The 13,158-nt window shown below is 60.4% G+C and carries 15 protein-coding genes and 3 pseudogenes; 10 read left to right on the top strand and 8 right to left on the bottom strand.

Features of this window, described 5'->3' with window-relative positions; all coding sequences use genetic code 11:
• Positions 1–229: 229 nt before the first annotated feature.
• Positions 230–417, bottom strand: a pseudogene (locus tag BCA01S_RS37730) (ATP-binding protein); the annotation flags it as partial.
• Positions 418–856: 439 nt separating this feature from the next.
• A pseudogene (locus BCA01S_RS37735) lies at positions 857–1,003 on the bottom strand (IS21-like element helper ATPase IstB); the annotation flags it as partial.
• Between the two features lie 98 nt (positions 1,004–1,101).
• On the opposite strand from BCA01S_RS37735, the gene BCA01S_RS33740 reads away from it, so the two are divergent.
• Positions 1,102–2,400: an NRAMP family divalent metal transporter gene (locus BCA01S_RS33740; protein WP_042320441.1), complete on the top strand. Its 1,299-nt coding sequence runs from the start codon at positions 1,102–1,104 to the stop codon at positions 2,398–2,400.
• 8 nt (positions 2,401–2,408) lie between these two features.
• Here the strand turns inward: BCA01S_RS33740 and BCA01S_RS33745 are convergent, their stop codons facing one another.
• From BCA01S_RS33745 to BCA01S_RS39595, 6 genes are all read right to left on the bottom strand, one after another.
• Positions 2,409–4,142 carry a molybdopterin-dependent oxidoreductase gene (locus tag BCA01S_RS33745; RefSeq protein ID WP_027780621.1) on the bottom strand — a complete coding sequence of 578 codons (1,734 nt, stop codon included), beginning with the start codon at positions 4,140–4,142 and terminating at the stop codon, positions 2,409–2,411.
• An 88-nt stretch (positions 4,143–4,230) separates the two neighbouring features.
• Entirely contained in the window at positions 4,231–4,548 is a 318-nt protein-coding gene (locus BCA01S_RS33750; RefSeq protein WP_027780622.1) for a chaperone modulator CbpM, read from the bottom strand.
• Positions 4,545–5,570, bottom strand: coding sequence for a DnaJ C-terminal domain-containing protein (locus BCA01S_RS33755; protein ID WP_027780623.1), 1,026 nt, complete (start codon positions 5,568–5,570; stop codon positions 4,545–4,547). The genes BCA01S_RS33750 and BCA01S_RS33755 overlap by 4 nt, the downstream gene beginning before the upstream one ends.
• Positions 5,571–6,034: 464 nt before the next feature.
• Positions 6,035–6,241, bottom strand: a complete 207-nt coding sequence (locus BCA01S_RS36280; RefSeq protein ID WP_156955193.1) for a hypothetical protein — start codon at positions 6,239–6,241, stop codon at positions 6,035–6,037.
• A gap of 162 nt (positions 6,242–6,403) precedes the next feature.
• Positions 6,404–6,817: a type II toxin-antitoxin system HicB family antitoxin gene (locus BCA01S_RS33770; RefSeq protein ID WP_027780624.1), complete on the bottom strand. Its 414-nt coding sequence runs from the start codon at positions 6,815–6,817 to the stop codon at positions 6,404–6,406.
• Between the two features lie 46 nt (positions 6,818–6,863).
• Positions 6,864–7,022, bottom strand: a complete 159-nt coding sequence (locus BCA01S_RS39595; RefSeq protein WP_341807766.1) for a hypothetical protein — start codon at positions 7,020–7,022, stop codon at positions 6,864–6,866.
• Between the two features lie 631 nt (positions 7,023–7,653).
• On the opposite strand from BCA01S_RS39595, the pseudogene BCA01S_RS39720 reads away from it, so the two are divergent.
• The 9 genes and pseudogenes from BCA01S_RS39720 to BCA01S_RS33815 all read left to right on the top strand — a co-directional run.
• Positions 7,654–7,793: pseudogene (locus BCA01S_RS39720) on the top strand (BPSL1445 family SYLF domain-containing lipoprotein); the annotation flags it as partial.
• Between the two features lie 240 nt (positions 7,794–8,033).
• Positions 8,034–8,684, top strand: a complete 651-nt coding sequence (locus BCA01S_RS36285) for a chemotaxis protein CheB (RefSeq protein WP_052369606.1) — start codon at positions 8,034–8,036, stop codon at positions 8,682–8,684.
• 419 nt (positions 8,685–9,103) lie between these two features.
• The gene (locus BCA01S_RS33785) at positions 9,104–9,340 is read left to right on the top strand and encodes a hypothetical protein (RefSeq protein WP_027780626.1); all 237 of its coding nucleotides are present in this window, start codon (positions 9,104–9,106) and stop codon (positions 9,338–9,340) included.
• 448 nt (positions 9,341–9,788) lie between these two features.
• Entirely contained in the window at positions 9,789–10,244 is a 456-nt protein-coding gene (locus BCA01S_RS33790) for a DUF2934 domain-containing protein (protein WP_027780627.1), read from the top strand.
• Between the two features lie 35 nt (positions 10,245–10,279).
• Positions 10,280–10,402, top strand: a complete 123-nt coding sequence (locus BCA01S_RS39430) for a hypothetical protein (protein WP_255218498.1) — start codon at positions 10,280–10,282, stop codon at positions 10,400–10,402.
• Positions 10,403–10,634: 232 nt separating this feature from the next.
• Positions 10,635–10,838: a cold-shock protein gene (locus tag BCA01S_RS33800; protein ID WP_027780628.1), complete on the top strand. Its 204-nt coding sequence runs from the start codon at positions 10,635–10,637 to the stop codon at positions 10,836–10,838.
• A gap of 807 nt (positions 10,839–11,645) precedes the next feature.
• Entirely contained in the window at positions 11,646–12,221 is a 576-nt protein-coding gene (locus tag BCA01S_RS33805; protein WP_027780629.1) for a hypothetical protein, read from the top strand.
• Positions 12,222–12,242: 21 nt separating this feature from the next.
• The gene (locus BCA01S_RS33810; protein ID WP_027780630.1) at positions 12,243–12,518 is read left to right on the top strand and encodes a hypothetical protein; all 276 of its coding nucleotides are present in this window, start codon (positions 12,243–12,245) and stop codon (positions 12,516–12,518) included.
• Between the two features lie 72 nt (positions 12,519–12,590).
• Positions 12,591–12,920 (top strand): H-NS family nucleoid-associated regulatory protein, encoded by a 330-nt coding sequence (locus BCA01S_RS33815; RefSeq protein ID WP_027780631.1) that lies wholly within the window; start codon positions 12,591–12,593, stop codon positions 12,918–12,920.
• Positions 12,921–13,158 lie beyond the last annotated feature (238 nt).

The following is a 13,158-nucleotide window of genomic DNA, read 5'->3' on the forward strand; positions in this document are numbered from 1 at the left end:
GAATGCGCCGTTCGAAAGCGGCCGTCCCAGTCGCTCAACGAGGGGCGGCCTCGGATGGAGCCGATCAACGCCGTTACCGTCCATCTTCGCGAAACATGATGCCATTGTGGACCTCCCTGTGCGGGGCCATCAGCACGTCTACATTTGTCGCCGAGTTCCTTTTATGTAAACGATGCGCTCGCTATGCTGGGCACCCTTCTGGGCCGTGCTCGCCGCCGGGCGGCAAACACGCGTCACCAAATACCTCGCCCCATTCACCGAAGCTGCGGTCGGAAGTCAGGGCGATGGCGCACTTCTCGTGACACGCATTGACGAGCTGGAAGAACAGATTGCCGGCGTTCGAGCCGATCGACACCTACCAATCTCATCAACCATCAGCGAGCTGCTGCGCGCGAGGAATCGTACAAGTTGCGTGAGATACCTGTTCAGCAAGGGATACGTTTTTGGGGGCAAGCTTACGGGTGGGCACGCGACGCTAATTGCGAGGGCCTCGACGTGTTTTTGGATCGACCCATGTCTCCCGGAGGGGCGTCGCGTCGTACACTGTCAAACACTAGATAAAAGGAGGCCATCATGAGCAAAGCCCATGACGCCAAGAAGACGGAAAAGAAAGTCGCCACCAGAACGCCCAAGGAGAAGAAGGACATGAAGAAGCTGAAGAAGGAGGCTTCGAAGCGTCAGTGATCTCGCAATGTCACGGGGCGCCGCTGGATTCGACTTCGGGACAGCGGCGCTCTTGTCAGTGTAGTAGCAACGGTTCCGCCTGATAAAACCTTCAAATGAGGGGTTCGGTCGCGCCGACTCGCGAAAGAGCACGCCCCATCTTCGGGATGAAGTCCGCGGCATCTCGCTATCGGCTGGTGCGCGCGAACAGCACCCAGCAGCCAGCGTCGATCAGCGCGTGTCCGATGGCCGATCCCAGATGACTCTTGGCGGCGCCAGGCGGCCCCAACAGGAGAATCGTGGCGCCTTTCTCCAGCCGGGATTCCCCGGTTGCCAGCGCATGTCAGCGTCGGATAGATATTCCTCATTTGCAGGTGCGCCGCATAAATAGCTGATTCGCTACTACAATAAACAGATGCCGCACGACTCCGGGCGTTTATGGAACACGACACGGTCGCGTCTGCAAACATCGATATCCAAGCCGATAGTCAGGCCGACTCGTGGTTTGCGAAGCTCGGACCAGGACTCATAACCGGCGCGGCGGACGACGATCCGAGCGGTATCGCCACCTATTCGCAGGCGGGTGCGCAATTCGGCTTCAACATGCTCTGGACCGTCCTGCTGACGTATCCGCTGATGGTCGCCATTCAGGTAGTGAGCGCAAGAATTGGGCGGGTAAGCGGTCATGGTCTCGCGACGAATCTTCGGCGCCATTACCCGCGATGGCTGCTGTACGGCACCGTCATCCTCCTGCTGGTGGCGAACACGATCAACCTTGCAGCCGACCTGACGGCCATGGGTGCGGCCGTCAATCTGCTCGTCGGCGGCCCCACGCGCGCTTACACGGTCGGACTGGGTTTGTTTTCGCTGGCGTTGCAGGTGTTCGTGCCGTACCGCGGGTATGTTCGCGTGCTCAAGTGGCTCACCCTGACACTGTTCGCGTACGTCGGCGTCGTTTTCGCGGTCCAGATCCCGTGGGCGACTGTGGCGCTGCGGACGGTACTTCCGCACGGCTCGTGGAGCGCCGGCTACATCACGACGGTGGTCGCCGTGTTCGGCACCACGATCAGCCCGTACCTGTTCTTCTGGCAGGCGTCGCAGGAGGTCGAGGAACTGCATGCCAAGAAAGGACAGCAGGCGTTGACTAAAATGCCGTCACAGGGTCCGGCAAACCTGAGCCGAATCCGCCTGGATACGTCGATCGGGATGGCGTTCTCCAATCTCATTGCGTTTTTCATCATTCTCACCACCGCGGTCACACTGCATGCCCATCACATCAACGACATCCAGACTTCGGCGCAGGCCGCCTCCGCGCTGAAACCGATCGCCGGCCAGTTCGCGTTCCTGCTCTTCAGCCTCGGCATCATCGGCACGGGGCTGCTCGCGCTGCCCGTGCTGGCCGGCTCGGCCGCCTATGCGATGGCCGGCACTTTCCGGTGGAAAAACAGCCTCGCGCTCGAACCGCAGCTGGCGAAACGGTTCTACGCGGTTATCGTGCTCGCGACGGTCGTGGGCCTTGCGCTCGATTTCACGTCGATCGACCCGATCAGGGCGCTGTTCTGGAGCGCCGTCATCAATGGCGTCACATCGGTGCCGATCATGATACTGATGATGCTGATGGCGTCGAACCCGAAGGTCATGGGCACCTTCGTGACGCCCGTGCCGCTGCGGATGCTGGGATGGCTTTCAACCGCGGTGATGGCCGCCGTGGTGATCGCGATGTTCGTTTTCATCTGAGAAGTGACTCAGATCGGTACGCGGTAGCCGTAGAATTCGTGATCCTCGTTGTAGCCGCCTTGTCCCGCGCCGAGATCGGCGAAATCGTGCACGAACTCGATGGCCGCAACCCACTTGACCATCTTGAAGCCGAGTTCGTTCTCGCATCGCAGCCGCAACGGCGCGCCATGCAGCACGCTGAGCGGCGCGCCGTTCATCTCATAGGCGAGCATCGTCAATTCGTGCCGCATGTTGGCGATGCTGTGGACGTCGTAGTAGCGTCCGCCATCGCCACCATCGGCCAGTGAATAGAACACCGCGAAGCGGGCGTCGGCCATCGGTTTCACCAGATCGAGGAGATGACGCATCGGAACGCCGCCCCACCTGGCGACGCCGGACCATCCCTGAATGCAGAAATGCGTGGTGATCTGTTCCTGCTTCGGCATCGCTTTCAGCTCGGCGTATGTGAGCTCTGCCGGCTTTTCGACCAGCCCATCGATTCTCAGCCGGTAATGCGCAAAGCCATCTTTCACGAGCTGATCGAACCCGGACGATGCCGGCATCGTCCCGTTGGGCCAGAAGTACGGCGAGATGTCCTGTTCGGTGAGCTGGCTCGTCGGGTCCCACCACTGCGTCACGCTATTGAATGGCCGGGCCAGGAATGCTCCGATCCGCTGAACAAGACGCGCATGACGAAGCGTGAACGGCGACGCCAGCCACCAGGTGACGGCCACGAGGGCCATGGCCGGGACGAAGACCAGCACGCCGCTCCAGGAGTCGCCGTTCACGCCCGCGAACATCATGTTCAGGTTCACCCGGGCTCCGGTGATGAACACCAGCGTCACGTGCGCTAGGATGTAGAACAGGAACCAGCACAGCGCGACGAAATGAATCGAGCGCGCGCGCTGCCGGTTCAACGCCCGGCCGACCCAGCCGAGCCGGTTGGAAATCGCCGGGCTCTGCATGAAGCCGGTCAGGATGGAGGTGGGCGCCGCGATGAACACGGTAATGAAATAGGTAATTTGTTGCAGGCTGTTGTAGCGCAGCCAGCTGTGATCGGCGGGGAACGTGAGCGACAGATACTGCAGGGCGGTCGAGGCCGCGTTGGGAATCACTTTCCATGTCGTTGGCACCAGCCGCAGCCACTGGCCTGTCGTGAACAGCAGCGCGTAAAAGACGATGCCGTTGATCATCCACAGCAGCGTGATCGAAAAATGCCACCATCGCGCAAGGCCGATGGAGTGACGGATTCCAGGAATGCCGAGCCACCCGGGGAGCGTGACCGAATCGTCCTTGGCGGTCCACACGCGGCCGGCGGGCACCGCCTCCTGGAAGCGAAACCATTCCGTGCCGGGCGTGCAGTCGCGTTTCCAGTACAGCCGCGGGTGGTCGGCGAGAATCTGAAGTCCCGCGCGAATGATGAACGCCATGAAAAACAGGTTCAGGAAATGCTGCAGCCTCAGCCACGCCGGGAATCCCGTGACGACCGCCACCGCGGATGGCGGGATGCCCGGGTAGCGCACGAGGAATTCCTGCACCGCCGGGACTTGCCGGAGTGCTTGCGCGATGGCTACGCCGACAACCAGCAATACGAAAGCAATCGGCAGCGTCCACAGCACGTTGACCCAGCGCTGACCGATCCGGATTCTGGGCACAACGCCTGCCTGCGGCGGTAGCCAGTGATTCAGGCGAACCCGGTCGTCCGCGGGGCTTAGACTTACCTCCACCGGATCATGCGGAAGTGCCGGGCGAATGTGTGCCATCCTTGTCTCCTCCTTGCAGTCCCGCAAGGTCGTGCCTGGGCCACGCATCTAGCGCGCCATCGAGTCGATGAGGACGTGAAAAATTCGCTCAACGACCGGACGAGCGCCTGGAACGCGCCCGCAATGCGTTGATTTCATCGAGCAGGTCGAGGGCGAGCGCAATGCCCGGTGCGTTGATCTCCAGATCCTGTGCGAGCCGCCGGGCGGTTCGCACGCGGCGCAGTGCGGCACCGCTGAAGCGCCATTCGCGCGGCGTGGTGCCTTGCGGCTCGACTGCGCCTTCTGCGATCCATAACGTCAGTTGTTCTTCCGACGCGCCGCTTGCCCGGCACAATTCGACGAGCGTGAACTCGACGTCTTCCTCGACAATCTCACCTTTCACAAAGAGCGTCACCGATTCTTTCATGGTCGACCACCCGTAAAATGCGCGCGCGGATCGAAGTGGAAGGCGTGCCGCATCGTTTCGTAGGCCGCCCGCGCGCTGTCACTGTCGGCCGGCGGCAGCACGATCGTCAATATGACGTACAGGTCGCCCGGCGTCTTCCCCGGAATCCCCTTGCCCTTTAGCCGCAGTCGCCGGCCGCTGGCCGATCCAGCTGGCACGGTCAGCTCCACCGAGCCATCAGGAGTAGCAACGGTGACCTGGGCACCGAGCGCGGCCTCCCAGGGCGCCACCGGTAGATCGAGCGAAACATCGCGTCCGTCGACACGAAAACGCGGATCCTCGCGAAAGGAGATTTCCAGATACAGGTCACCGGCCGGTCCGTGTCCCAGGCCGGCGCCGCCCTGACCGGCAAGGCGCAGGTGCTGCCCTGCCCGCACGCCCCTGGGAATGGTAACGTTCAGCGTACGCAGTTGCAGGATGACCTGACCGTGTGCATCGAGGACCGGCATTTGCAGCGAAACGGAACGCTGCGCGCCGTAATAGGCGTCCACCAGATCGATCACGACTCTGGCGTGATGATCCTGTCCGGGGATCGGACGTCGCGCGCCACGATAGGCATCCTCGAGATCGTCCGCGGTCGCGGCGCCGCGATCGGGTGCCGCGCCATGTCTTTCCGTTTGCCGCGAACGTCCGCCTGTGTGCGCACCGCCGAACATCGCTTCAAAGAATTCACTGAAATCCGCATGGACGCTGGGCCCGTTGCCTGCGCCGCTGAATTCGAAGCCCTCGTCCCAGTCGGGCGGCGGCTGAAAATCCTGGCCGTTGTGCCACTCGCGGCCCAAACGGTCATAGGCTGCGCGTTTCTCCGTGTCCTTGAGGACCTGATAGGCCTCGCCCAGTTCCTTGAAACGGTCCTCCCCATCGGCCTGCTGGCTGACGTCCGGATGATATTTGCGCGCGAGCTTGCGATAGGCGCGCCGGACCTCGTCCTGCGTTGCGGTGCGTGGCACTCCTAGAACCGCGTAGTAGTCCTTGTATTTCATTCCAGAGTCCGCCTGATTCGAGCAGTGCAGCCCTTTCGTATTCCGTCGGCCTCTTGCGCCACCTGCCGTGCTTCCTTCAGCTCACCATACGGGGTTTCCGTGCGTAAGGGAATCATCCGTTCAAGTTGCGTCAGGTCTATTTCGCATCGGTAGCGCGGCATCAGGAGCATTGCAACGGTGATTCGGTGTCACCGAACAGCGCTGTGTCGGCCGGGCTACACGTCTACGCGCTATGGTACAGGGTGTGAGGGCCCCGACCTTGTCACACGAGCCATCGATGGCTTCACCCGCGTGGCTTCACGTCGAAATCCATTCGGCCTCGCCTGGATGGCGGTATGGAACCGCACCCGTTCTTGTCATATCTGCGCCAGCAGACCTGACATCAGAGCCCCTTTATGATTCTTCTACCGGGACGATGCACGCGCTACCGGAAAAAAACCGGCGCTTCGCCGATTCTTCCACGTTCAGGGTCGCATAAAGCCGCTTCCAGCACCCAGCAATTTCCTTGCGTGCCTGACCCATTGCTTCGGCCGTCGGTACTGAGTCCCGTCGACGACCCGCTTTTGATCTTCGGGGGCCACCGGCATGCCATCATCCGTCGCATTCGCTGCGGCTTCTCTCTGCTTCCTGCTTTCTGCCAGTTCTTCGGCATTTACCTGGTCATCAATCATGATGCACTCCTGCTGTGGAAAAACTGGTTCGCCAAAAGGCAGTTGGCGTCGCCCCCGATAGCGGGACGACGCGCCACATCGTAAGACCGGGTCTCAAATACCGACGCGCTCGTGGCGCGGGACGTTAAGCGGTCCGCGAATACCGCGGGAAAAAACCAGCATCTAGGACAATTGCCGTTCGCCCCGGTTTCCAAGTTCGTGTACAGCAGGCAGCGTAAAGAACGTAGAGCGCGTCGAGTGTGGCTCTGTTGTTGCAGCATCTACTCTCTGCAGCAGCCTCTCAGGCAGACTGAACTGAACGCTCACGGCTTCCGAGGTAACCGGCGCAAGATTGATCTCCATGAAGATCCAGATTCCTTGCTCATAGTCCATGTCGAGCGGTTGCAATTCCGATGTACTGCAGGTGAGAGCGGGTATGAGTTGCTCGCTGCGGTCATACATCAGTTCGACAACCTCCTGTGCGTTGCGTTTCAGTTCATCGAACAAATGGCCACGCGCAACTGCTCGGGGAAGATCCGGAAAACTTGAACGAAAGCCGGCAGGTCCATCACGGTGCACATAAAGCGGATATTGCATGACCCGCTCCCCTCAGTTGCGGGCTGACTCGCATTCGTTCGGTATGTCATAGTTCGGTCGCCTTGTCCTTGCCATCGATGATGTCTGTGCCGTATTGCATCGCGACGTCGATGGCGGCGCCCACGGTGGCGGGACTTACCCCATCGAACAACGTTGCATAGCGCCGGGCCTTGACCTCGCTGGAGGGAGTGGTGTCGATTCGCACGACGGATGAGAACTGGCGCGGACCTTTTGCATACGGGTCACGGTGCAGCGGGAATACCTGGTGAGAGTACGCACGTAGCTCGTACCCTCTGTATTCGATGGTGGGGATGGTCGTGATGGCGCGCTCCTTAAGCGATACTGACCGTCATGAACCCATGCCTGTCCGGATGCGAAAACGGGCGGTCAGGTCATCTGGATCTTTGCACCATGCGCTCAATGCCATCGAAAAGCAAACTAAATGGTGACGTGGTGAACCTGACAGCTTGCGTCGTGCTGGCATCGCAAAGACGACCTGCTGATGCACGTGGTTTTGGTGCTGCACGCGAGCCGCACACCACAATCGCCTACGCAATGTATCCGGATCACACACACACCGGAGGTGGAGGCGTTAGTCGTGCAGCCAGCCCGAGCGAAGCCGCTCATCGCGAGGGCGGCGCTCGCGGTACGGCCATTCTGCGACCTTCGACTTGCTTGCGGGAACGGGCGCGGACCGTGGCGTCGATTAACGGCCCGTCCGAAAGCCCGCGACGTGGTGTTTGAACCGCGCAGTAACGCGGCTGTGGCAGAGACAGGCGAAGACCTGGATAACCAATAGAACGCCAACCGGACGCAGACTCCGGCCAACCGCCGCCAGCGGCTCGCGCGAGCTTGTCGCGAAAGCCCGCAGCATGCTGGTTTTCCCGTCAGTCATCCGGGCCGGTTTCTGGATCGGCGGCCAGTACTGCGAAGGCGCACCGCGCGTAGGGGCGAGACGGCCGGCTACTCCCGCACGGCTGGCCACCCCGCCAGTCGGTCGCGCTGATCACAAAGCTTGCTCGGTGACGGGGGCGAACGTGCAGCCGTGCCGTACAGGCCGGCCAGCTTCTGGCGACATCTTCCGGCCGGTTTGCGCCCAGCTGCCTGACAGGAAGTTCAGACGGTGATCCATTTCTCACCGATTCGGCAGCGCTGCCACGAGAAAAGGCGCGGCGTTTGCTCGGAATGCTCATCGGGAACACAGGGGTCAAAAAACATGAAAACGACGTCGAATGCGCGAGAGATCGTGGTGGTGGCGGCGTCGCTTGGCGGTCTGCAAGCACTCAGAAAAATCCTGTCCTCGTTGCCGACCGAGCTTCCCGCAAGCGTCCTCGTTGTCCTGCATATCGGGGCGTGGCCCAGCCTGCTACCCGAAATTCTTCAGGCTGACTGCCCGCTGCCGGTCATGCATGCACAGGACGGCCAGCCCATCGCCCAGGCAACGGTCTATGTGGCGCCGTCCGACCGGCACATGCTGATGCGCAACGGCGTGATCGTTCTGTCGACCGGCCCCAAGGAAAAATTTGCGCGTCCGGCCGCTGACCCCCTGTTCCGTTCCGCAGCAGTCGAGTATGGCTCCCGTGCGATCGGCGTTATCCTGACCGGAAAACTTGACGATGGCGCAGCGGGACTGAAGGCTGTCGACGCGTGCGGTGGTTTTACGATCGTCCAGGATCCGTCGTCCTGCCTCGCCGCGGATATGCCGAAGGCGGCCCTCCGGGCAGTTTCACCGGACAGGGTTGTGCCGCTCGAAGGCATCGCCGCAGCCATCGTCAGCGCGCTGACAGACGATTCGCGTAAAGGAGTCAGCATGGACGAACGCGAGCAGATTGCGCTGGAAACGAAAATCGCCTTAACGGGAAGATGATCGCCCGGCGACCTCGAGCAGCTCGGTCATCGGTTGGGCTTGACGTGCCCTGACTGTGGCGGCGTCGTGTGGCGCATCGGGGATGACCTGCCGCTCGGGTACCGTTGCCATACCGGGCATGCATTTTCAGCGCTGTTGCTCGGGCGCGAACAGCGCAGCGGGGCTGAAAATGCGTTCTGGTCGCGGTACGACGCCTGCAGAAGAGGTTGCTGCTGGCAGAAGAACCGCTCCTCGCTGACGAATGCCGCGGGCAGCCCCGGAGTGTCCGGATTGCGCGTGCAACAACGCCGTTTGCAGGCGGCGATCGAGGGTAACCAGGCGACTGGCGCACGACCCGGGAACAGCGACGCCGGAAATACCGGCAGTACCATCCGAAATGGGTCACATGTTAGGTCTGCGTCGACAGAGGGGAGGCTTCCATGCAGCGAATGATCACATACCGCGGCTTCGAGATTCACGTCGAATTGACTCCGGCTGCAGAGGAAACGTTTGACGTGACTTTTCTGATCAAAGGCGGCACCAACCTCGAAGTGCTCGGCGCGCGGGGAGGCCGCGTAAGGTTGCGCAACGGCCCTTTTACCGAACGATGGGCCTACCTGGTGGCCGAAATTGCAGGTCAAGCGGCAATCGACGTGTTACTCGGGCCAGTCGAGTGATTCCGCTTTTGTTTCCGACTCCATATCGGCAAAAAAGGTGCGAGGTCGACGTCGACCAGCGCTATCCTATACCCTGACCAAGCCGGGTTTGGTTGAAGTCACACAGGTCATCGGGAAGCGTCTGCATCCGGGCATGGGTCCGGACAACACGACGGTCTGCGACGACACATAGGAGCCCAAAAGATATCTTCCGACGATTTCCTGGCGCGTATGACCCCTGACGTCTGCCACGAGAAGCTCAAAAGACTACCCGCCGCACATTCTCCGGGGCCTGGTTGTAACTGGTCATGGGGTTTGCCTGGCAGCGGCCTGCTCGCCGATTCGTCAGGGCGAGCTGGCGCGTCCGCATGCTCGGATCGCGTCGGCCGGTTTCGGCCTCTGCCTGGCTAACAGATCCGGGGGTTAGCTATGGGGCCCCTCATCAAACGACAAACACAGGAAGACAGTCATGAGCGAACGACTGGTTGACGTCATAGATAGTAGCGGCACCGTGCTGCACACGTACCCGATTACGCTGGGCGAGTCGGGCAATGTCCCCGACGACGCCGAATACCAGGCCAAGGCGCTGGAAGCGGCAGCTCACAGCCGGCTTGTCCCGGACGCTGAGCTCCGCACCCTGACGGCCATGATGCACACGGGTCGGGGCGGTCAGATGGCTCCCTACGGGGATGACCTTGAGAAAAATTCAGAAACGAAACTGGGTTTGGACCAGGCTGTTCGGGAACGCGCCTATCTGCTCTGGGAGAAAGAGGGATGTCCTGATGGGCGTGCAGAGGAGTACTGGCATCGCGCTCTCGACCAGCATCTTCGGGAGCGGGCCTACGTTCTGTGGCAGCAGGAAGGAAGTCCCGAAGGGCGACAGGACGAATATTGGCGTCGGCTTGTCGATTTCCAGGCTCAGTGATTCTTGCCGGGCCCGGAATGTCCGGTGCGTATAGGATGGCAACGGCAAGCATTGGCGACATCATCCTCGATCAGGCCGACCTGATCGAGCGGATCGACTTCCGCTTCGCCGAACCACTGATATCCGAATTTGCGATACGCTTCCGTTCAGGAGCCTGAAGCGGTCTGCACGTATTTGCGCCGACGGTCCGTCTGATGCCTGAGATGCCTGATACCAAAAGCATTGACAGACTGACTCCGGCACTATATTGTGAACCTCGAAATATTCAAGAAGCTCGATTGCTGATCACCATTTTCCGCCTCATCTGTGCGGTACTCGCTGTCCTCTCTTCTTCCTTGAAGTTTTTGTCGCTCCGCACCGGAGCTGTTATTTTTATTTCAGGGAATTCTCATGGATACCGGTACTGTTAAGTGGTTCAACGATAGCAAGGGCTTTGGCTTCATTACTCCTGACGCTGGCGGCGATGATCTCTTCGCTCACTTCTCGGAAGTTCGGGGCGAGGGCTTCAAGACGCTCGCAGAGAACCAGAAGGTGAGCTACGAGACGAAGCGCGGCCCGAAGGGTATGCAAGCCGCGAATATCTCGCCGCAGTAACGTATTCCAGGGGCCGGTCTACCGGCCCTTTGCCTGTTAGCCTGACTAGCATCCTTGCGGAGCGTGCGCTCCCGATCTGATCGCCATGTTTCAACGTGCGCATCATTTGTCTTCCGACGCGATCCGTCTCGCCCCATTTTCAATTTATTTCGCTTATACGGCATGGATGTCGTGCGGTCGGTTATCGCTTATGTAAAACAATAAACATATTCACCATTACAACGGTTATTAGTCTCCCCATTCGCTCACCGGTTACCGAACGGCTGGGTTGCCGCCAACCTGCTGCTCACCAGAGATGGCGTCCGGAGTGCTGAGCCGGTCTCCTACAAGTTTGATGCGCTCGCCTATTTCGATAGCGAAACACAGGCTGTGGGGCACGCCGTAACATGGGCGCGTGGCTCAATTGATAGCCGCGGTGAAGTCGGCGATACCCCTGCGTAGCAGCGGCAGGATGGGCGGCGTCGAGGATCGACCGGGCGCTGGTACAGGGCCCGCCCTGATCGCCATGATACACAGCAATATCACCTGCTTCCGGATGAAGCGGTGTCATTCTGGCGACCGCCTCGCCGCCTCGCCGCCGCGCGCGGGAGCCGTCGCTGACGGATGCGCAGGATACGTCTCACGGCACACAATGCCTGTTGCACCCGCGTCAATCATTGCCGTTAAATCCGTCACACAACGTCGGCAGGAAGCGCCTCAAGAGTGCGCGGGTTCGCGCCCATCAGAACGTCACTCAACCGGATCACGGGATCCGGTCGCCTGATCGACACAACGCTATTCCCGTCAATCGCATCATAAGGAGCAGAGATGGCGTTATTGGTCATGCAGGTCGCAGTAAGCGGGGAACTGGTCGAGGTTTTTGAAATGACGGTCGATGATGTCGACGGCCACCGGATGCTCGCCGCTGCCAATGGAGACGAACGGGTGATTCATCCTTCGGGACAGGCACCCGAAGACGGTGAGGTCTGGATCGATCTGATCGATGGGGATGGCGAGACGCTGTTCGACCAGGTGGCGTGTTTTCACCGGGCGGATGCCTCCGACGCGCTGCAGATTCACTTCGACATGAATGTCGATGTCGTTAAAGATTGCCTGTCAAAGTCGAATGTTGCTTCGCTCCATGCAAGGCACCGCTTGGCGGCCCAGGCCTACTTCCGCCAGATAGATCGTCTTGTGGATTGCTCGCCGGTGAGTTCCAGGCGGAGCAATCGCCGGCGTGTCGGCGACGCGACTGTCATGGAACTTGCGATAGAGCTGCGCAGGCGGCTGGAGGGTGTTGTGACCCAACTTGCCCTTAGCGAGTTGCCCACCCATGTGCAGGCTGCGGCGCAAGAACTGAAGGATGCGACGAAGAGCTACGTGGGTGCGATTCAGCGCCTGTAAAGCAGCGGCCGAAACTCGAATGTGAAGGAACCGTATGCAAAGAATGCTGAAGTACGCCGGTTTGAGATTTGCGTTGACCTCGTGGCCAGGTCTGAAGACAGGTTTGACGCGTGGCTTCGCATTGAAGGACCGCCTGACGCCCCGGCAGTGGCGAAGCCAGGGCGGCGCATCAAGGTTCGCGGTGGCACGCTCTGCCATCGCTGGGCTTATTTCGTTGCGCAGATCGCTGGCCTGGCGGCAATCGATGTGATTCTCGGTCCTGGCGAATTGTTTGACGCGCTAACCCGTGACGAGTGAACCTGCATTACCCGCGTTGCCGCCTGCGGTTGAAAGAAGTACTGGATACCTACCTGACAGGAAACAAGTTTTATGGACGAACGCAAGCGCGACAGTATGATTGCCTACCTCCGCCACCGCATGGAGGCCTTCGGAATCACCCCGGACGATCTGGCCGCGACATTGGCACCTGAGCCGGCAGCGGGCCGTTACCGCAGCGCGCATGGCGAGTGCTGGAGTGGCGAAGGTGCGATGCCGCAATGGCTGAAGCAGGCGATCAGTGCGGGCCAGTCCATAGGGCACTTCGAGCTGTCATCAGGTGTAGTTTCCGGATCGTCCTTGCAGGCACGCGCGGTTGCAGGTGCAGACTGGAAAAACGATCCGTTCGCGGGCAGTCCGCTCGCGCGATCGAGCTCCCGTTAGATCCGTTGCTAAGCGGCTCAACTGCCGCTCAAAAAATCCGTGCCGCCGGACGAAGTGTCTCGGTGAGAACGGACATAGGGTCTTCCAAGATGAATGGCACTCAGTATCTCGACCGTTTGTTCTTTTCGAAAGCGACCGTTAGCAAAAAACCGATTTCCTTCATAATCGAATGCCCGCTTCGGCCGACGACGGGATATGCACGATCGGCGGAGAATGTCCGTTATCTGTGGGCGCATTG

Origin of the sequence: Paraburkholderia caledonica NBRC 102488 (assembly GCF_000685095.1) — a bacterium.
Taxonomy (GTDB): Bacteria; Pseudomonadota; Gammaproteobacteria; order Burkholderiales; family Burkholderiaceae; genus Paraburkholderia; species Paraburkholderia caledonica.